Here is a 24,119-nt window from a genome sequence, read left to right as displayed (position 1 = left end):
AGGAGGAGTTCTAAAAAAGAGATAGAAAAATCATGTATTTCATTTTAAAAATTTAGTTGCCTTTTAACTAAAGCGTTTCTTTTATATTAAGTTATACAAAATAAAGTAATTAGAATATATGTTTTGATATATTCCAGCCTTATTTATTCGATATAATATATTTCAACCATTTAACTATTTTTTTTATGAAAAATCACTTAATCACAGCACTTATTTGCTGTTTATCCTTTATCGGTTGTAAGGATGATAAAGTCGATTCTACACAGTACGACCCATCCCAGCCGGTAGTGTTTACAGATTTCAGTCCCAAAGAGGGAGGTATGCGAACTCGACTATACATTGAGGGCAGTAATTTTGGAAGTGATCCTACCAAAATTCATATCACAATCGGTGGAGAAAAAACCAAAACTATTGGAGCCGATGGAAAAAACATTTATTGTATGGTTCCTCCCAAAGCCTTTAATGGAATAATCAATATTCGTGTAGATGGACCAGATGGACAAACAGTTGCAGAACATACATTCGAACAGGAGTTTCAGTATGCTCCTGAAACAATTGTAGGTACCTTGTTACGTAAAGTAGATGAGGATAATAATTCTGCATTTCAAGAAGGTTCGTTTGATGAAGGAGCTTCTATTCCTTCCAACGATTGTATGGTGTTCGATCCCCAATACAAGGAGGGGGACGACCGATTACTTTTCTCTTCAAACTATTACGACGGCCTTCATTTGGTTAATTTGACGCAACGGACTGTGAAACGCCTCTTCCCTAGAACAGGATACAGCACCATGTACTCCTTCACGTTCAGTGCAGACGGAGATACGTTGCTGTTTACCGATGACCATGGTCAGGACAACACTAGTCGCGCAAACATCTATTATTCTCTCCGTCGTGAGAATTTCAGACGAATCCGTCCCTACAACTATGGTAAGACCTCTTACAGTTTAGTGTATATGGACGATGGAACAATCTTTTATACCACTTGGTGGGAGGGTAAAGTCTACAAAATGATACGTAACGGAGCCATTCCGAATATCGATAGCAATGCAGAAGTTGCCTTCAGCCTGAGCCAGATCTCGTCAGTAGGCGGTTCACACACGCTGTTATTCAAACACCCGTCCAATAAATTCATGTATATGCTTTCCGACGGCTTCGGAGCGGTGTTCAGAGCCGATTATGATCCGGTGGCTAAAACATTTGGTAATCCTACGGTTATTGCCGGAAACATGAATAACAAAGACTTCAAGGAAGGAACCGGAGGTGCTGCCCGATTTAAAAAACCTGAATTCGGTGTATTCGTTAAAAATGAAAAATACGGAGAAGGAATTGGTCCTGACCAAGATCAGTATGATTTCTACTTCTGCGACAGAGATAATCACTGTATCTGGAAATTAGATCCTTATGGGGTAGCTTCCCTTGTAGCCGGACGAAGCAATGAAAACGCTGACGGTAAAGTCTGGGGATATGTAGACGGTAATCCGTTGATGGAAGCACGTTTCAATCAACCGTCCGGTCTTACTTACGACCCCGATGAAGATATCTTCTACATTGGAGATATTGATAATAAAGGTATTCGTTATATGACAACAGAATAATACTATCTAAAACACAAATGAATATGAGAAATATAATCTTACTATTTTTATTGATAGTAGGCTGGACAACTACAGCCTACGCTCAAAACGAGCAAGAAAAACTTGAAGTGACGGGAATCGTCACAGATGCAAGGAATGAGCCTCTAGTGGGTGTGAACGTGACGGTGAAAAATGTGCCGGGCTTCGGTGCGATAACTGACATAGACGGACGTTATAAGATTAAGGTCCCCAATTATTCTTATCTGGTCTTTTCTTATGTAGGCTTTGACAAGCAGGAAATTTTCGTCAAAGATAAAAAGAATATCAACGTAGTCATGGCTGAGACCAAAGCAACGGCAATTGATGAAGTCGTTATTACAGGAACGGGTGCCCAGAAAAAGATAACCATGACGGGTGCCGTTACCACTGTCGATGTATCTCAGTTACGTACTCCTACGGCAAGTATCACAAATGCCCTTGCAGGTAACGTAGCGGGTATTATGGCACGCCAAACTTCAGGACAGCCAGGTAACAACATTTCCGAGTTCTGGATCCGCGGTATCTCCACTTTCGGTGCTGGCGGTAGTGCATTGGTACTGGTCGATGGTTTTGAACGTGACATGAATGAGATCAATGTGGAAGATATCCAAGATTTCTCTGTTTTGAAAGATGCCTCTGCAACTGCTATCTATGGTTCTCGCGGTGCAAATGGTGTTGTCCTGATTACCACTAAACGCGGTAAAGAAGGAAAAACGCGTGTGAATGCCAAGGTGGAAACTTCGTATAGCACACGTACCAAAACTCCGGAATTTGTAGACGGTCCTACATATGCCCGTATGATGAATGAGGCTTTGATTACCCGTAGCCAAGCGCCGGCTTATTCTGATAGCGATCTGAGACTGTTTGAAAACGGTCTGGACCAGGATCTTTTCCCGAATGTGGACTGGATGAATTTAATCTTGAAAAAAGGTGCTCCCACTTATCGTGCAAACATAGACCTGACCGGTGGTGGTACGGTAGCTCGCTATTTCATTTCTGCTAGTTATGTAAATGAAGGTGGTATGTACGAGACAGATCGTGCTATGACAGACTATAACACCAATGCCAACTATCACCGTTGGAATTACCGTATGAATGTGGACATAGACCTGACAAAAACCACATTGTTGAAAGTTGGTGTAGCTGGCTCTTTGGACAAGCAGAATCTGCCGGGAAGCCAGTATCATGAAATCTGGAATTCACTGTTGGGATACAGCCCCATTGCTTCTCCGGTACAATACAGTGACGGAAAATGGGCAGCTGTCGGTAATGGAGGCCAAAGAAACCCTTGGGTACTGACCACTCAGCAAGGATACCAGGAAACATGGAAGAATAAGATTCAGACTACAGCAAATCTCGAACAAGATCTTAAATTTATCACTAAGGGATTGAAGTTCTACGGACGTTTCGGATTCGATACTTATACAGACAATGGTGACAACCGTTACAAATGGCCTGAAAGCTGGATGGCAGAACGTCAGCGTACCTCCGACGGTGAACTCCAATTCAGAAGAATAGAAACGGAACAACTGATGAATGGAACAATGTACTCAAGCGGACAACGGAAGGAATATCTGGAGGCAGAGTTACACTACAACCGCACGTTTGGTGACCATATGGTAGGAGGAGTATTAAAGTACACACAAGATAAGACTACCAATACGTCTCATAATAGCAACACAAACAGCTATGATAAAATTGTACAAAGTATCCAGAACCGTCACCAGGGATTTGCCGGACGTTTTACCTATGGATGGAAATACCGCTACTTCTTTGACTTTAACTTCGGTTACAACGGCTCTGAGAATTTCGCTACAGGACACCAGTTTGGATTCTTCCCTGCTTATTCAGTAGCATGGAACATCGCTGAAGAGGCAATCATCAAGAAGAACCTCAAGTGGCTGAATATGTTCAAATTACGCTACTCTTACGGTAAGGTAGGTAACGACAATGTAGGAACCCGTTTCCCTTACGTGGAGAAATTTGGAACTTGGGATGAAGACGGATACTATTATGGTGACATCGGTACAAGCAACTATTATTATCCGGGCTTGACTTATTCGAGAATCGCATCCAGAAATATCTCTTGGGAAATTGCCAAGAAGCATGACCTCGGACTTGACTTCTCTTTGTTCGACGACAAATTCAGCGGTACTATCGACTACTTCCACGAACAACGTGACGGTATTTATATGGTGCGCAGTTTCCTTCCTCAGATCATCGGTCTGAACCATATCTCTACAAAACCTTTCGCTAACGTAGGATCCGTTCTGTCTGAAGGTTTTGACGGTAACATCGCTTATAAGCAGAAACTGGGGCAAGTAGACCTTACAGTACGTGCCAACATGACTTATAGCAAGAATGAAATCAAGGAGTATGACGAAGAGAACAGCCGTTATCCGTATAAGATGAAATACGGTTTCCGAGTAGACCAGGCACGTGGTCTGATAGCTGAAGGACTATTCAAAGATTACGAAGAAATCCGTAACAGACCGTCACAAGGCTCAGGCATCATGCCGGGAGATATCAAGTACAAAGACGTAAATGGTGACGGTGTAATTAACTCAGATGACGAAGTGCCTATCGGTGCGACTACCCGTCCTAACCTGATCTACGGTTTCGGTATATCTGCTCAATGGAAAGGATTTGACGTCAACGTTCACTTCCAAGGAGCCGGTAAGTCATCCTTCTTTATCGACGGATTTACAGTATACCCATTCAGAGATAAGTCTTGGGGTAATATCCTGACAGATGTAGTCGGTAACTACTGGTCATTAGGAACCAACGAAGATCCGAATGCTAAATACCCACGTCTGAGTTATGGTGGCAACAGCAACAACTATCGTCCTTCTACTTATTGGCTGCGTAACGGTTCATACATGCGTTTGAAGAATGTAGAAATCGGTTACAGTATCCCTAAACAATTTGTCAATAAGCTTCATTTAGACCGCGTACGTCTCTACTTGATGGGAACAAATCTGTTGACTTTCTCTAGCTTCAAGCTTTGGGATCCGGAATTGGGTAGTTCTAACGGACAACAATATCCGTTATCTAAAACTGTTACCATCGGATTAACTATAGGAATCTAAAACAATCATTAAAAGAAAAGTTATGAAAAAAAATAAATACATTATATTGGGAGCGGTGGTGCTCGGTTTGGGACTCTCTTCCTGCTCCGATTACCTGAATGTAGATCGCTATTTCAGAGATCAGCAGTCTACAGAACGCATCTTTTCGGATAAAGATTATACACTTCAATGGCTGTCATTCTGTTACAGCCGCCTGCAAGGAGATAATCTGGAGGTAGGACACAGTGACGTATGTCCTTTCAATTTCTCAGATGACCAAGTATTCAATGAACGAGGAGATCGTTTTGCCAAATTCAAACGCGGCGAATACCTGAATTCCATTGGTGGCCAAAACGCATGGAAATGGTCATATGACGGAATCTATCAGGCCTCTATCCTACTGAATGAGTTACATGAGAATGATGATCTCACACCAGAGGAAGTAACGGATGTAAGAGGTCAGGCTCGTTTCTTACGTGCTTATTTCTACTGGATGCTGCTAAGAAAATTCGGTCCGATACCTATTCTTCCACCGGAAGGAGCCGACTATACAAAATCGTATGACGAGTTGGCGTATCCACGTAACACTTATGACGAATGCGTAGAATTCATTACCTCTGAACTGGAAATTGCGGCTACTGAGTTGTTCGAGAAACGCGACAACCTGAATATTGCCCGTCCGACGAAAGGAGCTGCACTGGCTGTACGTGCCAAGGTATTCCTCTATGCTGCCAGCCCGCTAGCAAACGGCAATACAGAGATGGCAGACTTTGTCAATATGGATGGTAAACAGTTGATCCCACAAGAATATGATGAAGAGAAATGGGCAAAAGCTGCTGCTGCCGCCAGAGACATGATTGAGTACTCGGAAGCGAGCGGTCTCTATAAACTTTATACTTTTGAAAAACGTCCGATTAGTACAGACGAGGCTTATCCGACTACTATCGAACCGCCCTATCATGAAATTTATTCCAACGAGAACTTCCCGAATGGTTGGGCGAATATCGATCCGTTTGAATCATATCGTTCTATTTTCAATGGTGACATTTATGCTGCCGAAAATCCAGAACTTATCTTTACCCGGGGAACCAATGGTGACAACAATGACTTATCAACAGATAACACCATGGCAGATTTCGTAAAACATCAGTTGCCGGGAACGTTTGGAGGATGGAATGTACATGGAATAACCCTAAAACAGAGTGAAGCTTATGCCATGGCTAATGGTGATCCATTTGACCCGGAATGCTACGAATTGTGGAAAGGAAAGTACACAAACGATGAGAACAAGAATGAGCATAAGTACGACCACGTAAAAAATGGCGTATGGTGGGGATACACTAACCGCGAACCTCGTTTCTATGCTTCTGTAGCTTTCAACGGAGCTTTGTGGAATGCGCTTAGTATTACGGAAGAAGGCGGAAAGGACTCAAGAAACAGACAAATCTGGTATTATCGCGGAGCAACCGACGGACGTATCAACGGATCTGATAACTGGTGTATTACCGGTATCGGTATCATGAAATATGTAAACCCGAACGATTGTGCCAAATGGGGAGGCTCTATCTACAAGAAAGTGGAACCGACACTTCGTTATGCCGACATACTGTTGATGTATGCAGAAGCACTGAATAATATTACCGAAGGAAAACACTATCAGGTGGCTTCATGGGACGGAAGCAAGACTTACGACATCTTCCGTGACAAGGAAGAGATGCGCCGCGGAGTGAAACCGGTCCGTATGCGTGCCGGAGTTCCTGACTATGACGATGATGTATATGAGAGCCCGACGAAATTCTTTGAAAGAATCGTTCATGAACGTCAAGTTGAATTCTTTGGAGAAACCCAGCGTTACTACGACTTGCGTCGTTGGAAAATTGTGGAAGAGCATGAAGGTGAACAAATCTACGGCTGTAACACGCTAATGAATGAGAATTACAAAGATATGTTTTATCTGCCGGTCAGAGTAGCAGAGTTGCAGACTTCTTTCTCTCGTAAACAGTATTTCTGGCCTATCAGCTTCGATGAACTGAAACGGAACAAGAATCTGTCACAGGCTCCAGGTTGGGAGTATTACAATTAGTGTTATCATTAATAAAGCAAAAAATCAATATGAGAAAATTATACATTTTAGGAATGATGCTGGGTGTCAGCGCAATGTTCAGTGCTTGCAATGACGAATGGAAAGATGAACTTTACCAGCAGACCATTTCTTTCAAAGCACCCGTAGGAGACAACGGTCTGAGTGAAATTTATGTGCGCTACCAACCGAACGGGGTGGGAATATACCAATTGCCGGTCATTGTCAGCGGTTCGAAAACTAACGATAAGAATGTCGACGTGAAAATAAGTGTGGATGAGGATACGCTCCGTACACTTAATCAAGCGAGATTCCCTGCAGACCGTCAGGACATCTGGTATGTCCCCCTTGCAGAAAAACATTATTCTTTTGAATCAAATGTTTGCCATATCCCTGCAGGAGAGAGCATACAGCTCTATCCTATCACTTTCGACTTTACCGGGTTGGAATTGGATGATAAATATGTGCTTCCGTTAACCATTGACGAAGATCCTTCTTACATGCCAAACAAGTATAAAGGACGTTATAAAGCACTGTTGGGAGTGAACCTGTTCAATAACTATTCCGGAACTTACAACACCACGCTGATGAACATTTACATCGAAGGAACGTCGTCAGATCCCGCAAAGGTAGATACACGTGAAGCGCGTGTGGTGGATGAGAATACCATTTTCTTCTATGCAGGTTCCACTTGGAAAGAAGAAGAGGAACGTTCCAGATATAAAGTGTTTGTCGAGTTCCAAGAGGGCACGGAGGACGCTGATGGAACTATTAAAGGAAAGTTGAGAGTATATGGTGACCCGAATGAGGTTGGAGAAAAGAAAACCAATATTGAACCGTTGGGTGAATGTACGTACGAAAAAAGAGTCGTTCAGCACGAAACCATCAAATATATGGAACGCCATCTTACTACACTGCAAATCAGTTATAAGTACACGGATGTTACTTCTAATAAGAAGTACCCGATGACTTACGAAGTAAAAGGCTCCATGACAATGGAACGTCAGATCAACCCATTGATTCCGGATGAGGATCAGGCTATTCAATGGTAAGACAAAGTAGCTATTCATTAACATAGAGAAGGGCTGGATTTCAAACAAGGAATCCAGCCCTTTCTATTCTCTTACACGTCCTGTGGTTTAACATGAATAGATGATAGCCTATTGATTTACAACAAACACTGGAACGCATCGCAACACATCCCTGCGATCTGTAGTGCGCGCGCATCACCCAACCATGTTCTTGCGTATGGGACAAGGCAACCGCCACGAATCGATGCTGGCATTGGGAAGGAGTGCTAGGCATAAAGAATTTTCTAAAGAAGAATTAGAAAAACTGATTTCGATAATGAGAGTAAAAATTATAAGTGAGAGTAATTCCTTTCAAGAATCACAAAGAGATTTATCTTCTGGTTATCAGCACATTGACTTGTCATATACCCCTCAAAAAGGAGCCAATCCGCCACTCTCACTCTCAACTCTCACTTATACGTTTGTTTCCCCCGAAAACACCCTGTAGCAAGAAGAGGATATGTCAATAAATGATGAAAAAGTGTTATCCTCTACCGCCACCGAGCTGGATACCTATTTCGTGCGCAATCAAACAGGATAATGGCAAGCACGATGATGTACTCCGCAACTCCCTCCACCATGAGCCTGTATCGACAGACTATAAAACGGGTTCCGGACAGGCAAAATATCCAACATGCTTTCCGATTACTTCACCCTCAAGGAAATCAAAGAAAAAGCACTCTCAGATAATATAGCCGATAGTAGTTTATATCGGTATCTGCTTCAACTGATAGAGACCAAACATCTTGAAAAACAAGGAGATGCATATCATAAACTAAAAAAAATCACTCTCAAAGGGGCGTTAAGTGAGAGTGAGAGTGAGAGTCCGTCAAATCAACCTTCCCAAAGGGCTGGTTTGATCCGGTAAAGGCGGTAATAAACCAGTCATAATATGATACAAATCTCACAACCGGACAAAAACGGAAATCTAATAAGAATGAACTGATTAAGTACTAGAAAGGTGACAATCATGTAGAAGAGTGAAGCCGGTCAAGTACAAGAACGGACGGATAGAAGTACAACAGTTTACTAAGAGAAGTACTAGAAACGAGCAAGAGTAGTACTAGAAATGACCAAGAGAAGTACTAGAAATGAGCAAGAGATGTCCGCATCCCTTAATCCATCTGACCAACGTTTTAAGAGCAGTCTCAACTGTACGTCCGGGACAATAAAGCAATGCCAACTCCGACTTGTCATAAGCTCTCATATCAAACTTCTTCTCCTCTTTTTCTTCTTCGAAAAAAGACAATAAGATACATTTTTGGACAAAGCCGGACATCTGCTGACAAATCGGGACAGTAGCCTTTCGCAAGCCCCTACCTTCGTAGTGTCATAAGCAAGGAACCACTTGTGACGAAGAGAATAGATTCAACTTATTTCAAAATCAAAAAAAAGAATTATGGCAAAAGTTTTTTCATTCATCAGTGTACTTCGCAAGAATATGCTGGACAAAGAGAAGCCCGATATGTATTATGCCTTGGCGAAAAGGAGGTGTGAGAATTATGGCTATCAAATAACCTGAGAGTCATCATCGACCTCAGATTAAATAGATTGTACAATCCTTTAACAATAACTAATAATGAAACCAATAACAAAATTACTAATTCTTTTTGTATGTGTATTTGTTTGCGATACATTGCATGCACAAAACATCAAAATAGACCTTCCTTCGGTAACTCAGCATTCCCCGGAAGGCACATCTGTAACCAAATATGCCAATTATCCGGTCAATTATTCCGTAGGTCTTCCAGAAATTAAGATTCCAATTTTTGAGATACAGGAAGGCGAGCTCACTCTCCCACTCTATTTATCTTACCACGCTTCCGGCTTGAAACCTTATGAAGGTTCCGGATGGGTAGGCACCGGATGGAGTCTATTTTCCAATCCCTCCATCGTCAGGAATATCAACGGACTTCCCGATGAACGACAGGGAGAAGGATATCTGTTTATACAGCGTCATTATAATGACATAACGGATAATGACCTAAAGAAAATCCATCTGAGTCATATGCTAGAAGGACTTATTGATGAAGAGCCCGACCAGTTCTCTTATCGCTTGGCCGACGGCAGTGGTTCCTTTTATGCCAACAATGACAGAGAGTTTATCACCCGTCCCTACAGGGCACTGAATATTCAAGGGAATACAGCCACCAGCTTGAAAACATTTAATGTAAAAGACGAAAAAGGATGGCTTTATCATTTTGGTGATGGAAGCGATTATCAAGTATCGGACAATTCGGGAGGTTGTGTAAACGAATGGCTTTGTAACTATATCAAGGCACCAGTTTCAGGAAAGCAGATCAATTTCACCTATCAGAATATGAAGCATATCACTAGTTTCGGATCGCCGATGAATGACGTTATCATCATCAACGACAGGCAATTACAAGAAGGTCCTACCCTAACCCTGAAATCATCGGGATTCTCGGAGGTCTACAAACTAAAGAATGGAGAGAAAACGTATAAAGGTTCCAGCCATGAAGGAATACAAGCTGCGCCACGTTATACCTCCGAATCTACTTTCGCCAGATATTTATCACAGATTTCATTCAGCAACGGGAAAATACTATTCCACATGGATGAAGAAAATAAGGAAACTCTCCGGTCAGTTGAAGTCTACGATCAAGCAAACCGTCTGATAAAGAAAATAGAATTTTACATCACTCCATACAATGAGAATACACCGCTAACCAAATTAGATTCTATCACAATTCAAGGACAGGATACCGAACGTGCTAGTTATGTATTTGATTATAATAGCACTTCAGTAGTTCCCAACCTGGCAACTAAAGGAATAGATCATTGGGGATTCTATAACGGGATGGACAATGACCATACAGTGCCACAGGGAGAAGTCGAATACGAAGAAGGTGATTTCAATGTCACAACGGTTAAACTGCCCATTGGCGACGCAAACAGGGAAAGTACGGAAGCCATGCAGTTTGGAGTTCTGCGTTCTATCGTTAGTCCCGAAGGTACTTTAACGGACTTCACTTATGAAGTGAACAAAACGAAGAATTATACAAAGAAAAAAGTGATTGGTCCTGATTCTTGTTTAGTAGGAGGCTTACGGATTTCAAAAATAGAAGTAACAGACCTGCAAACAAATCGACCGGTACGGATTCGATATATATCATATTATGACCAAAGCATTGAGAGAATCATCAAATTCACAGACTATGGAACTCCGAAACGTGCTGTCAGCTTGAACGATTACGGTTATTACCAGAATAAAATAGAATTAAGCAATTATGCAGCGGAAGAATCACGCATGCAGATATATTGCTCCACCCCGCTGACTTCCATAGCCTGGAATGGTGGAAGCAGTGTGCTATATCCACATGTTCTCGAACGTGAATATTGCCCCTCTACCAATGAAGAACATTGCACTAAATACGATTATGATATTCCCGACTTTTCACCTGAGGAATTGAAAACGACAATGTCTGATATGCCTTTTAGCAAGAACATGCTGGGAAATGATTTCAGGATTGGATCATTGATAAAAAAAGAAGTATTCAAGCCTAAAGGGACAGGGCATATCCTATTGAATCGCATTCCTATTGAAACAACAGAATACAAATGGATATGCCAAAACTCTTACGTATCCAATTCGACAGAGTATATGAAATATAACGCTTATCATAAAAGTAATTTAATCAGTTTTGGTAAAGCCTATTGCCTGGCTTCCATATTGGGTGATGCCGGTGAATTAGAGATTAGTAATTATAGGGATGCAAACACCCGATATACTTCCTGGTTTCCAACTGTGGGAGTGATGGTATTGCAAAAAGAAACCCATACCCGGTATACAGAGGACGGCAAAAGCACTGTCTACACCAAAGAGTACGACTATGACGATTGTGCTTATAATCCTGTTCCGATAAAGATTACGACGACAAAAAGTGACGGGACATCCTTCAAAGAGGTATTCAAATACCCGGAGGACATTGTAGTAAGAGAGCACGAAGGTTCTGACCCGGATCTGGGACCTATGGAAAGCCAGGAAGATCTGGGGGAAGTTTACTTAATGTCGAACCACCGCATGACGGAATTGCTGGAACATATCATTATCAACGGCAATTGCAAGACCACTTACAGGAATAAATATGTATCAGGACACCCCAAAGAGGTGAAAGTGAAAACATCCGGTATGAGTGGTTTCGAAACTAGAATCAACTATCACAATTTTGACTTTTCCGGAAATCCGGTCTATATCACTAAGGATGATTCTACTAAGGTGGTATATCTATGGCTGCGTACCGGTCAGTTCCCCATTGCCGAAATACATGGGGCTACTTACAAGGAAGTAGATACCGCAGTACGGACTGTTTTCAATGCGACAGATATAACGGCATTATCCCAATGGAGCAGCCTAACGGATGAAAAACTCAGGAATGGAGGATTGCAACACGCACTTCCCAACGCATTGGTAACTACATATACTTACCAACCGTTGGTAGGAATGACCTCTGTCACCGATCCGCGCGGAGTTACCACCTATTATGAATACGACACACTGGGACGACTGAAAGGGACATATCTGATAGAATCCGGTGTGAAGAAAGTGATAGAATCATACAATTACCATTATGGCAAACAATAAAACCGAACCAGATAATGAAAACTAGTATCATTTATATATCAATATTGTTGATGTTCCTAAATTGGAACAGTCACATGTATGCGCAGACATCTACAAGAAATTATATCTATACCCGTACTTATACCGATGAAACAAATACAAGTTACAGGGATGTAATCCGGTATTTTAACGGACTTGGATATCCGGAGCAAACAGTGAGGAAGAATTTTTCTCCTACTCACAAGGATGTGATTAACTCACAGGATTACGATGGTTTCAGTCGTGAGACATGTTCATGGCTTCCGACAGCAATCCCGGATAATAATGGTTCCTATGTTCAACCGCATATACTGAATGCTAACGTCAAAGCCTTTTACGGAAATGATTCGCGACCATACTCAGAGAAAATATATACACTTTTTTCTCAAGACCGTATTTCTGAAGAATTCGGTCCGGGTTCCGACTGGCATACAAACGGCAAATCCGTAAAAACGGAATATCTTACGAATGTGGACAATACCGGTGATCTTGCCTGTGCCCTGTTCAAAGTAAAAGGTTCAGGAGTGGATAGCAAACTTGCCAGAACCGGTTATTATGCAACTGGAACGCTTGATGTGACAAAGGTAACAGACGAAGACGGCAATGTCACTTACGAATTCAAAGACAAGCTGGGTCAGGTCTTGCTGGTACGGCAGAAAAATGCTCAAGAATCATTGGATACTTATCATGTATTTGATGATTTTGGAAATATCTGCTTTATCCTTCCGCCCTCTGTGTCCGATTCTATAAACGCTGACGGTACTTGGAATGAGACGACTTTAACCTCAATCGCAAACTTCGCTTACTTATATAAATATGATTCACGTGGCCGCTGTATCAGCAAAAAGCTCCCCGGCTGCGACTGGACTTATTATGTGTATGACCGTTCCGACCGACAAATATTTGTTCAGGATGGCGAACTTCGTCTAAAAGGAGAATGGCTCTTTTCCATTCCCGATGCCTTGGGACGCCCGGCATTAACCGGAATTTGCAAAAATAATCTCAACTACTCCAACAATCCTCTCAACGATGTATGCATACAAGGAATGCGCTCAAATGCAACGAACATAACGAAGGGATACATCGTGTCGGGAATTTCACTAACTACTCCTGTTATATTGACGGTGAACTATTATGATAATTACGATTTCATGGGATATAACGGAATTCCGGATGCTATAAATGCGGACATGAAATATGAAGTGGTACAAGGATTCGGAACACGCTATGAGGACAGCAAAGGCTTATTGACCGGCACATTAGTAGCACAGCTACCGACTGACGGTACGGCTTCTGCCTCGTTTCTGAATTCTGTATTGTATTATGATTACCGGGGACGGGTGATACAGGCGAAAGCGGAGAATCATTTGGGAGGAAAAGAAAAAGTATATACAGCATATAGCTTTACCGGAAATCCGTTGCAAGTGAAAAAAGTACATACAGCCTCAGGAAAGGATACACAAACGGAAGTTTATACCTATACCTATGATAACGCCGAGAGATTGCTAAAAATAATGTATCAACTGAATAATGGCACAGCAGTAACACTAGTAGACAATGCCTATGATGAAGTAGGCCGACTGAAGTCAAATAGCCGGAACGGGAACGCAAAACTGAAAACAGAGTATGCGTATAACCTACGTTCCTGGACAAAAGGCATCACAGGTTCGTTGTTTAATCAGACTATTAATTATCAGGAGAATGTGGCCGGGAATACTCCATGTTACAATGGAAATATCAGCAGCATGTCTTGGAAGTCCGGAGCTGAAACTGTAGAAAGGGGGTATCGTTTTACGTATGACGGACTTTCAAAGTTACCGAAACTGGCTAGAAACTATGTATACAGGGTATCGTTTTACGTATGACGGACTTTCAAGGCTAAAGAATGCAACATATGGAGAAGGAGATAATCTGGCTAATAATAGTAACCGATTTAACGAACAGATTACAGGGTATGACAAGATGGGGAACATTCTGGGATTACAGCGTTACGGACAGATTTCTGCCACGACATATGGTCTGATTGATAACCTGAATCTGACTTATAATGGTAATCAACTGTTAAGTGTAAACGACGCCGTAACAACATCAGCATTCAACAATGGTTTTGAATTTAAAGACAACTCAAAACAGGCTACGGAGTATATTTACGACGATAATGGCAATTTAACGAAAGATTTGAATAAAAAAATTACCAATATCCAATATAATTACTTAAATTTACCGGACCGTATTGAATTTGAAGGCGGAAGTTCTATTTCTTACCTCTATGATGCAGCAGGGAAAAAACTACGAGCTGTACATACCATCGCAGGAAACACTACTACTACCGATTACTGCGGTAGCGTGATCTTTGAAAATGGAACTCCTAAGACTGTATTGACAGAAGCCGGTTTTGTTTCGTTGAATGATAACAAGTATCATTATTATTTGCAGGATTATCAAGGGAATAATCGTGTAGTAGCCGATCAGAATGGAAATGTAGAAGAGGTGAATCATTACTATCCTTTCGGAGGTGTGTTTGCTAATACATCTTCTATTCAACCGTATAAGTATAATGGTAAGGAACTGGATACAAAGAACGGACTGAACTGGTATGATTACGGGGCAAGACATTATGATGCAGCGATAGGTAGATGGCATGTGGTGGATCCGATGGCGGAAAAGTGCTATGGGTTAAGTCCGTATGTTTATTGTGCAAATAACCCGATCAACAACATTGATTCGGATGGTAAAGATTGGTACAAAGTTCAGAATGTCGAAGGCACATGGCAATATAAATATAGCGAAGAAATTCGTTCACAGAAAATGTTGAATAAAGTTGTAAAGAATGGGGTTTATCTAGGATTAACTTATACTGAAGGTGATAATTATTACAGTTTGATGGGAGACCAATATTTATCTTCCTCAAAAGAAGGGAAGACAATGCAAAAATTAGATGAAGCTTTAATCAAGTATGCAGTACCCACTGAATATGATCAATTTGAGAATAAATTGAGTGGAGATGAAGATACTGATTTTGATATTGGCGAGTATAATAGAATTAGTACATTTGGATTAAGAGAAGATACGTATTTTACATTTGAGATCGAAGGAGGATATGTAGCCTATTTTAAAACAGATAAAGGGATAAAGAATAGAGCAAAAGCTGGTGGGTTTGGATATGTTAAAGATGGTACTGTACGTGGACAAGGAAATAGAGGAACAGGATCATTGGAAAGTGGTATTCCAATATACTTTGAACGTATGAATACATCAGGTACTAGAACTGTACATGCTGCGCAAATAATGTTTTATACAAAACAAGCAGGTTATCGTTTTCTAAATAGATACAATAAATTATTTCAAAATAGATTTAGATGAAAAGAATTATAATATTAATAGTTAATCTTCAGTTGTGTACACTAGTATGCAATGCACAATATCTATTGAGGGAAAATCCTTTTTACCCATGCTTAGATGTTATTGTTGGTCTTTATCACGGCTTTTTCATTTAAGTTTTGATTTAGGGGTACAATCCCCCTACCCATGCCAGTGCGGCATGGGCGGGTATCCCGTTGTTGGTAATCAATGCGTTACGAATATGTCAAATCTGAATTTTTCTCATTTTTGAGCCAAAAAATGCAACACGTTAGTGAAGCTTACCGATAGTTCCCTTATTATCTCAGCTGTACCCTTTTGCTTATCTGATATTTTTTTCCTTCTGTTCTTCCAAACGGCAATCAATGCCAACACCATCCTTTGAATTGTGTCCAGATTCCTGGCCGCCCGTTCAGCCTTACGCTTTATGCTGTCCTGCCGGAGATTGCGGTCAAGATCCCAGTGCATGCTTTCAATAGCCCAATGCTGTTTGGTTATCTGACTAAGCCGCTCTGCACTGCTATCCAGGCTTGAAATGTAGAGTCGCTGTTCAGATGTACTCCTGCCATCGGACTTTTTTTCGGTAGATGTGACTATTTCTATAACTGTCAAATTGCCATTCCATTTTTCCCTGTCCACAATAAGTTCTTCCCCACGGTATATACGGCATATCCTTGACTCAATCCTGCCGTGTTCCAAGTATGGACCTTCCTTGTAGACATCAGTCGGGGTGGCGGTCTTTATAGAATCTTCAAGTCCATAGCGCAAAGATCTTTGATTCGCCTTGAGTTCGATCACGAAGTCTGCTCCTTTATCTCTAATCTTGTCTATTATTACCTTTTGGAATGACATGGCGTCTGCTGTGACTACACATCCTGACACGTCTAGTTTGTCCAATAACCGGGGCACGGATTTGATTTCATTACTTTTCTCCTTGCAAATATCAGTAGCCAAAGTAAGGCCCGAACCAAGTGAGTAGGCAGAGACGATATCAGGGTTACGTCCGTTGTCGTACAAGGTACCCCGCATGGCCTTGCCATCAATACAAATGATATCAGTTGCCGTAGTGGATATTTCCTTGCGGAAAACATCTGCAAAAGCAGACATGCGCTCAGCCATCTTTTCATCGTCTATGCTTTGAAACACACGGCAAAGCGTAGCTGCTGAGGGTAGCCCATACGGGAATAGCCCTTTCCCCTGCAGGCGTTTTAAGTGATGTTTGCCAAATTGAAGTATTTCAGCCCTGGTAATACACTTGCTGAGTCTCCCCAATATGACAAGCATGAGTATGTCTTCAAGTTTGTGCTTGAAGTTTCCCCTGCTTGTTCTGCGGTATTCAGGGACTGAGGATACAAATTTTCTCAAATGAGTCAGGATGCTGCCACGAAGACAGTCAAGGTGTTTCTTCTTTAGTAGTATTATGCGTAAAAAGTTGTATATCAGGGAAATAAATCGTATTTTTGCTGTCGCAAAAACAAAGGCGGAAGACAATAGAAACATCATACCACTATTGAATTCCGCCTATAAAAAAATAAAAATGAACGATAAGAAGAAACACCTAAGGCGGTGCTTCAGCATCGCTGCGCACGAATATAAGGATTTTTATTACAACAACAAGCGATGAACAATATTTCTTAAATGAAAAAGCCGTGGGTCTTTATTATAATAATTATTATAAATTCCCCGACAGCACAAAAGAGTTGATTAATTTTACAGAATACTTTTTTGAGACCTATCCTGACGGAGATAATGCCTGCAAAGATAATCTAAGCATCAAAATCATCCCATATTTGAAGAAAAACATAAAGCATATCCTTATAAAAAAAGATCCTGAATTTACCTATACCATACAAATGGGTAGTGACACTTTATTGTATGTACCGCCATCCATGTATTCATTTTCTCCTTGTGAGGATTCTCTTTTTATAGGTGGAAACCCTAGAGAATATCGTAGTTTCTATGATCATTTACGTTGTCCACGTTTTTATACATCACACAACAAAGTTGTTTTGTATCCTGACAGTGTTTATGAAAATTTTGAAAAAGACATCATTAATCTTGAGTATAAATATCTTGTTCCTTCCAACAATTCTGTACTATTTAAATATTATTTATATGAAAATGATACAATACCGATAGTATCTATGCTAGAATACAAATTAGGAAAACCGCTTCGTTATTATTGTAATGGTGAACAGATTAAGCCTCAATTTCCATTTTATGAGAAATTAGAATCGTATTTAAGGAACTTCTGTAAAGTGCACAAATGTAAGCGAATACTCTTTGCAATTCCTGATTTTAATCATCCGAACGAACAATGGTTAGGATATAATAAAAAAGATAATGTCCAAGTCGTAATGGACAGAAAAGACGATTTATATTTTCTAAATTCTGCCGATAGAAATTAGTGTTCTAGTTAGAATTCATACCAGAGTATTTCCAACCCAACTCTGGTATGAAACTTTCTATTCACCGAAAGTATGTTTGAAGTTATAAGAATCTTCAAAGAATCAGTTCCCCTACAACTCTCCCTTTTCTATACGTTGAAGCAACCCTTCTTTCTTTTTCTTATATTTCTGCGAAAGCGGATTATAACGATAGAGACTGATATGCTTCATTCGTTGTTCATCCTTCTTTTGTCTCTGCAATTCCTGTTGTTCTTCCTTTGTGATCCGTAGTTTATGCTTACCTTTGAATAAATCAGATTGAGATGTAACTCGAAGCTGATGGATAAAGATCTTTCTAAGTCGACGAAGAATTGCTCCTTCACGGACAGAACAAGGAGTAGACTGACAGGCAAAAAAGCAATTCAACTTATCAGCCAATTGATGCAGACAATTCGTACGAGCAGCTATACAAAAAGGATGATCCGGAGGTAAAGTAAGTCGGAAATAATTCTTCTTACCTAAAAGCCGAATGAAGTTACACCTGCTATTCGTACAAGAAAAATAAGGTTTGAAAAGATTCTCCTCTATCCTGAATGTTAGTAGTTTTATGATCGAGACAAGCAGTTTCCGTTCCTGGCCGGAATAAGGTTCACTCACCTGCCGGGCAAAAGGAACATAAAAATTATTTAATACATCTTCCAAAACCGATAAACATCGCATACGCATATGTGTGTTAATCGGCTGTTTTTTAAGAGGACAATCCGCTTTTATTGTTTTTTTTTCATAACTTTGGAGTATAAATCAAAGGATTACTCTGCTAAAAAAATAGAATGTGCTTTAAACAAGGTCCTTATATAAAAAAGATACTGGCTTGTATTTAAGAAAACACACTCAGTATCACAGTTCTATATTCAAAACCACTATTTTAAGCCTACAAAGGTCAGAAATACAATATTTTCTTCCAAATCATTTCTTAAAAGTTTTCCAAAACGGAAAACTTTCTGTATCAGCGAGAAAGAAAAGTTTCCCAAAATTTAATGTTAAAAGTCATTCGGGCTATCACTTTATCCTTTATCTTTGTATCCGGTTTCGGAACTAAAAAGAGGTTTAGTCATGAGGGAACGCTGTGCAAATCAGCGACAGTACCCGCTGCTGTAATTCTCTAGGAATCCGCACATAAATGTCACTGTATCCGTCAATGGATGTGGGAAGGCGTTGCGGGGGAGGGATAAGTCAGAAGACCTGCCGGGACTATGAAATGAAGAACGAAATTCTCGATTCATTTCTACTTTTCATCAATCAATGTTTAATTAAAACTTTCGGGAGTTAAAGTTATGAACTACGCGGAAATTTGTATCATCAAACGGGATGGTAAAAGAGAAGATTTCTCTATTAGTAAGATCAAGAATGCAATTAGTAAGGCATTCAGTGCAACGGGTGTACGGGATGAACAGCATTTGATTGCTGACATCACAATGAATGTAATCAGTCAGTTTGTGTCTCCTACCATCACTGTAGAGGAAATTCAGGACTTGGTGGAAAAGGAACTGATGAAGGTTCGTCCGGAAGTCGCCAAAAAGTATATCATCTATCGCGAATGGCGGAATTCGGAACGGGAAAAGAAAACTGAAATGAAGCAGGTAATGGATGGTATCGTGTCTATCGATAAGAACGATGTGAACCTGAGCAACGCTAATATGAGTAGTCATACTCCTGCCGGACAGATGATGACATTCGCTTCGGAAGTAACCAAAGACTATACCTATAAGTATCTATTGCCCAAACGTTTTGCAGAAGCACACCAGTTGGGAGATATTCATATCCATGACCTAGATTACTATCCTACCAAGACGACGACTTGTATCCAATATGATATGGACGATCTCTTCGAACGGGGTTTCCGCACTAAGAACGGCAGTATCCGTACGCCACAAAGTATTCAGAGCTATGCAACGTTGGCTACTATTATCTTCCAGACCAATCAGAATGAGCAACATGGCGGCCAGGCTATCCCTGCTTTTGACTTCTTCATGGCAAAAGGGGTGGCTAAATCATTCCGCAAACATCTGGCGTCACTCATCAGTTTCTATGTAAACATGGAGAATGGAAGTCAGGTAAACGAAAAATCGATCCGGACACTTATTAAAGAATATCTTCCTTCTATCAAGTCTAGTGAACTGGAGCGTGAAACGTTACGTATTTCACTGGCTGCGCTGCAAATCAATATAGACAAGGAACACCTTGCCCGTATCATCGATAAAGCCTACCAGCAAACACAGAAAGATACCCATCAGGCAATGGAAGGTTTTATCCATAATCTGAATACGATGCACTCCCGCGGTGGTAATCAGGTAGTGTTCAGTTCCATCAATTACGGTACGGATACTTCTGCCGAAGGTCGTATGGTAATTGAGGAGTTACTGAAAGCAACCATCGAAGGACTCGGAACACGTGGAGAGGTTCCCGTATTCCCGATTCAGATTTTTAAAGTGAAAGATGGTGTATCTTATTCGGAAAAGGACTTTGAAAAGGTAATGAAAACGGAGAACTTCGAGGAAGCAATGAAGGAACATTATGAGGCTCCTAACTTTGACTTACTACTGAAGGCTTGCCAAACTACTGCAAAAGCACTCTTCCCGAACTTTATGTTTCTGGATACACCATTCAACCAGAACGAGAAGTGGAAAGCAGAGGATCCGAAACGTTACATCTATGAATTGGCAACAATGGGCTGCCGTACCCGGGTATTCGAGAATGTAGCCGGTGAGAAGTCGTCTCTGGGACGTGGTAATCTCTCGTTCACTACGCTGAATATGCCTCGTCTGGCTATTGAGGCGCGTATCAAAGCCGAGAGTCTGGTAGATGACGAACGTAATAAAGACGCTATCGAACAGAAAGCAAAAGAGATTTTTATAGAGTCTGTTCATTCTATGGCTACGCTGGTAGCAGATCAGCTTTACGAACGTTATCAATATCAACGTACTGCTTTGGCACGTCAGTTTCCTTTTATGATCGGTAACGATGTTTGGAAAGGTGGTGGTGCATTGAATCCTAACGAACAGGTGGGTGACGTTCTTCGTAGCGGTACTCTCGGTATTGGTTTCATCGGCGGGCACAATGCGATGGTTGCACTTTACGGAAAAGGTCATGGACACAGCCAGAAGTCATGGGATACGTTATATGAAGCCATCATGGAACTGAATAAAGTGGCTGACGAATATAAAGCGAAATATAACCTCAACTATTCTGTACTTGCCACACCTGCCGAAGGTCTTTCGGGACGTTTCACCAAGATGGACAGACGCAAATACGGTAAAATTGAAGGTGTGACAGATCGTGACTATTATGTCAATTCTTTCCATGTGGATGTGAAAGAACCGATTAGCATAGTAGAGAAAATAAAACGTGAAGCTCCATTCCATGCCATCACTCGTGGCGGACATATTACTTATGTGGAACTGGATGGAGAAGCACAGAAGAATATCCGCGCTATCGTCAAGATCGTCAAAGTGATGCACGACGAAGGTGTTGGCTACGGTTCCATCAACCACCCGGTAGATACTTGCCACAATTGTGGATATAAAGGTGTGATCTTCGACAAATGTCCTGTATGCCAAAGTGAAAGCATTCTCCGTATGCGTCGTATCACCGGCTATCTGACTGGAGATTTAAGTTCGTGGAATTCAGCTAAACGGGCAGAGGAAATGGATCGAGTAAAACATAATTAAATGTATTTATTAGGTACTTATCCCGAAACAATTGTAGATGGTGAAGGCATTCGGTATTCTATTTATCTGGCCGGTTGCTCTCACCACTGTCCCGGTTGCCACAATCCGGAGAGTTGGAATCCAACGGCAGGTGAGTTCTTGACAGAAGATCGTATGGGTGAGATCATTCGGGAGATTAAAAAGAACCCTTTGCTGGATGGAGTCACTTTTTCCGGGGGAGATCCTTTCTACGATCCGGAAGCATTTCTGCAGCTTGTGAAAAGAGTAAAGGAGGAAACCGGAATGAACGTATGGTGTTATACAGGATACACGTATGAGGAAATCAAATCACAGCCTCAACTGGATGCAATTCTTCCTTATATAGATGTGTTGGTAGATGGTCGTTTCGATCAGTCTCTCTTCTCTCCTTATCTGGAATTTCGAGGAAGTAGCAATCAACGGATACTGCGATTGAAATAATTTATCACGAGAATCCTAAAGTAGCGGGATATGTTCTGCGCTAAAAAAACTTATTTTTCAGAGGATGCAGAAACAGCTATATCGTTGTTTTGTTTACTTTTATAGCACCAACAATTAGTGTTAGAATAATAAGTTTTATGGTACAAACAATCAACCCAACTCCAATAGACGAAACTGACGGATTGCCAATGCCAAGACGAATCTGGGCAGTGGTTTCCGTCGGTTTTGCTCTCTGTATGTCGGTACTTGATATCAATATAGTCAATGTCGTACTTCCTACACTTTCGCATGACTTTGGGACTTCTCCTTCTGTGACGACATGGATCATCAATGGTTATCAGCTGGCCATCGTCGTATCTCTATTGTCTTTTTCCTCGCTTGGAGAAATCATCGGTTACCGAAAGGTTTTTCTTTCAGGAATCGGCTTGTTTTGCATTACTTCACTGATTTGTGCGCTGTCCGATTCTTTTTGGACGCTGACCATTGCCCGTATCTTTCAGGGATTCAGTGCGTCAGCTATTACGAGTGTAAATACGGCACAGTTACGCTATATCTATCCGAAAAACAAGATAGGGCAAGGGATGGGGATTAATGCCATGGTTGTGGCAATATCGGCTGCCGCAGGACCTTCGGTAGCAAGTGGTATCCTGTCGATAGCTTCTTGGCACTGGCTGTTTGCCATTAACGTACCTTTGGGAATTACTGCATTAGTCTTGGGCAGCAAATATCTTCCTCGTCAGGAAGAACGGACAAAACGGAAGTTTGATACAATCAGTGCGGTAGCAAATGCATTGACCTTCGGTTTACTTATTTATACATTGGATGGTTTTGCACATCATGAGAAGATGGATTTTCTCTTTATTCAATTGATTGTGCTAGCAGTCGTCGGAACTTATTACGTACGTCGGCAATTAACTCAAACAACTCCATTGCTTCCATTGGATTTATTGAAGATTCCTATTTTCCGTTTGTCTATTCTGACATCTATTTGTTCGTTTATCGCTCAAATGTCGGCAATGGTATCTCTTCCGTTTTTCCTGCAAAATACGTTAGGACACAGTGAAGTGATGACGGGACTTTTACTTACTCCCTGGCCTTTGGCAACACTTGTTACTGCTCCGTTAGCAGGTTATTTGGTGGAACGCATTCATCCGGGAATACTTGGAAGTATTGGTATGGCATTGTTTGCTATCGGGCTGTTCTCGCTTTCAAGCCTGACTGCCGATTCATCCGATATTAGCATTGTCTTACGTTTAATGCTTTGTGGAGCAGGATTTGGCCTGTTCCAGACTCCGAATAATAGTACAATTATCTCTTCCGCACCAACTAATCGTTCCGGGGGAGCAAGTGGTATGCTTGGGATGGCACGATTATTGGGACAGACTTCCGGTACTACGATTGTGGCACTGGTATTCAGCTTTGTTATTCAAGATCAGAGCACTTCCGTTTGTCTGGTCGTGGGAAGTGTATTTGCTGTTCTTGCAGCAATTGTCAGTAGTTTGAGGCTATCACAACCATCTACTCTTAAATAGTATAATACTGAGACAACCATATAAAGTTGAAATAATAACCATGTAAAACTGAGACGGTAAGTAAACTTCATCAGTTATCTTCACTACAAAAATTATTGATATCCGTAACCAAAGTCTATTCGTTCCACAATTATGGAACGAAACGGAAACACATGTGGAACGGAACGGAAACATCTGTGATACTCACTAATCTATTGG

At 41.1% G+C, this 24,119-nt stretch carries 17 protein-coding genes and 1 riboswitch; of the genes, 14 read left to right on the top strand and 3 right to left on the bottom strand.

Annotated elements, in window-relative coordinates; all coding sequences use genetic code 11:
* Window positions 1–185 precede the first annotated feature (185 nt).
* The 6 genes from CZ225_RS05895 (at window position 186) to CZ225_RS05870 (ending at window position 8,699) form a co-directional block, all read left to right on the top strand.
* Window positions 186–1,595, top strand: coding sequence for an IPT/TIG domain-containing protein (locus tag CZ225_RS05895; protein ID WP_077153342.1), 1,410 nt, complete (start codon window positions 186–188; stop codon window positions 1,593–1,595).
* A gap of 23 nt (window positions 1,596–1,618) precedes the next feature.
* Window positions 1,619–4,702, top strand: a complete 3,084-nt coding sequence (locus tag CZ225_RS05890) for a SusC/RagA family TonB-linked outer membrane protein (protein WP_077155719.1) — start codon at window positions 1,619–1,621, stop codon at window positions 4,700–4,702.
* A gap of 22 nt (window positions 4,703–4,724) precedes the next feature.
* Complete coding sequence (locus tag CZ225_RS05885) at window positions 4,725–6,764, top strand: RagB/SusD family nutrient uptake outer membrane protein (RefSeq protein ID WP_077153341.1); 2,040 nt, start codon at window positions 4,725–4,727, stop codon at window positions 6,762–6,764.
* A 29-nt stretch (window positions 6,765–6,793) separates the two neighbouring features.
* The gene (locus tag CZ225_RS05880; RefSeq protein WP_077153340.1) at window positions 6,794–7,813 is read left to right on the top strand and encodes a DUF4973 domain-containing protein; all 1,020 of its coding nucleotides are present in this window, start codon (window positions 6,794–6,796) and stop codon (window positions 7,811–7,813) included.
* Between the two features lie 196 nt (window positions 7,814–8,009).
* Complete coding sequence (locus CZ225_RS05875; RefSeq protein ID WP_129585751.1) at window positions 8,010–8,279, top strand: hypothetical protein; 270 nt, start codon at window positions 8,010–8,012, stop codon at window positions 8,277–8,279.
* A 186-nt stretch (window positions 8,280–8,465) separates the two neighbouring features.
* Window positions 8,466–8,699, top strand: coding sequence for a hypothetical protein (locus tag CZ225_RS05870; RefSeq protein WP_077153338.1), 234 nt, complete (start codon window positions 8,466–8,468; stop codon window positions 8,697–8,699).
* Between the two features lie 195 nt (window positions 8,700–8,894).
* Here the strand turns inward: CZ225_RS05870 and CZ225_RS05865 are convergent, their stop codons facing one another.
* Window positions 8,895–9,143 (bottom strand): DUF4248 domain-containing protein, encoded by a 249-nt coding sequence (locus CZ225_RS05865; RefSeq protein ID WP_234983004.1) that lies wholly within the window; start codon window positions 9,141–9,143, stop codon window positions 8,895–8,897.
* 87 nt (window positions 9,144–9,230) lie between these two features.
* Here CZ225_RS05865 and CZ225_RS24565 point away from each other — a divergent pair, with 87 nt between their 5' ends.
* Genes CZ225_RS24565 through CZ225_RS05850 form a run of 4 tightly spaced genes read left to right on the top strand, consistent with a single transcriptional unit; the run spans window position 9,231 to window position 15,818 of the window.
* Window positions 9,231–9,353, top strand: a complete 123-nt coding sequence (locus CZ225_RS24565) for a hypothetical protein (protein WP_262483201.1) — start codon at window positions 9,231–9,233, stop codon at window positions 9,351–9,353.
* A gap of 57 nt (window positions 9,354–9,410) precedes the next feature.
* A complete protein-coding gene (locus tag CZ225_RS05860) occupies window positions 9,411–12,437 on the top strand; it encodes an RHS repeat protein (protein WP_077153336.1) in 3,027 nt (1,008 codons plus the stop codon).
* A gap of 14 nt (window positions 12,438–12,451) precedes the next feature.
* Window positions 12,452–14,320 carry a DUF6443 domain-containing protein gene (locus CZ225_RS05855; protein WP_129585750.1) on the top strand — a complete coding sequence of 623 codons (1,869 nt, stop codon included), beginning with the start codon at window positions 12,452–12,454 and terminating at the stop codon, window positions 14,318–14,320.
* The gene (locus tag CZ225_RS05850; protein WP_077153334.1) at window positions 14,292–15,818 is read left to right on the top strand and encodes an RHS repeat domain-containing protein; all 1,527 of its coding nucleotides are present in this window, start codon (window positions 14,292–14,294) and stop codon (window positions 15,816–15,818) included. Before CZ225_RS05855 ends, CZ225_RS05850 begins: the two co-directional genes overlap by 29 nt.
* Window positions 15,819–16,058: 240 nt before the next feature.
* Here the strand turns inward: CZ225_RS05850 and CZ225_RS05845 are convergent, their stop codons facing one another.
* Window positions 16,059–17,318, bottom strand: a complete 1,260-nt coding sequence (locus CZ225_RS05845) for an ISAs1 family transposase (protein ID WP_234982984.1) — start codon at window positions 17,316–17,318, stop codon at window positions 16,059–16,061.
* 287 nt (window positions 17,319–17,605) lie between these two features.
* Between CZ225_RS05845 and CZ225_RS05840 the strand changes: the two genes are divergently transcribed.
* Window positions 17,606–18,223 carry a hypothetical protein gene (locus tag CZ225_RS05840; RefSeq protein ID WP_129585749.1) on the top strand — a complete coding sequence of 206 codons (618 nt, stop codon included), beginning with the start codon at window positions 17,606–17,608 and terminating at the stop codon, window positions 18,221–18,223.
* Window positions 18,224–18,334: 111 nt separating this feature from the next.
* Here CZ225_RS05840 and CZ225_RS05835 read toward each other — a convergent pair whose 3' ends face one another.
* Window positions 18,335–18,922 carry a hypothetical protein gene (locus CZ225_RS05835; protein WP_129585748.1) on the bottom strand — a complete coding sequence of 196 codons (588 nt, stop codon included), beginning with the start codon at window positions 18,920–18,922 and terminating at the stop codon, window positions 18,335–18,337.
* Between the two features lie 353 nt (window positions 18,923–19,275).
* Window positions 19,276–19,466, top strand: a riboswitch (cobalamin riboswitch).
* A gap of 70 nt (window positions 19,467–19,536) precedes the next feature.
* Between CZ225_RS05835 and CZ225_RS05830 the strand changes: the two genes are divergently transcribed.
* From CZ225_RS05830 to CZ225_RS05820, 3 genes are all read left to right on the top strand, one after another.
* Complete coding sequence (locus CZ225_RS05830) at window positions 19,537–21,930, top strand: anaerobic ribonucleoside triphosphate reductase (RefSeq protein WP_077153331.1); 2,394 nt, start codon at window positions 19,537–19,539, stop codon at window positions 21,928–21,930.
* Window positions 21,931–22,389 carry an anaerobic ribonucleoside-triphosphate reductase activating protein gene (gene nrdG / locus CZ225_RS05825; RefSeq protein WP_077153330.1) on the top strand — a complete coding sequence of 153 codons (459 nt, stop codon included), beginning with the start codon at window positions 21,931–21,933 and terminating at the stop codon, window positions 22,387–22,389.
* A gap of 137 nt (window positions 22,390–22,526) precedes the next feature.
* Window positions 22,527–23,921, top strand: coding sequence for an MFS transporter (locus tag CZ225_RS05820; protein ID WP_077153329.1), 1,395 nt, complete (start codon window positions 22,527–22,529; stop codon window positions 23,919–23,921).
* Window positions 23,922–24,119 lie beyond the last annotated feature (198 nt).

The organism is Bacteroides bouchesdurhonensis (assembly GCF_900155865.1).
Taxonomy (GTDB): domain Bacteria; phylum Bacteroidota; class Bacteroidia; order Bacteroidales; family Bacteroidaceae; genus Bacteroides; species Bacteroides bouchesdurhonensis.
This window is presented reverse-complemented; position numbering and strand designations above follow the sequence as displayed.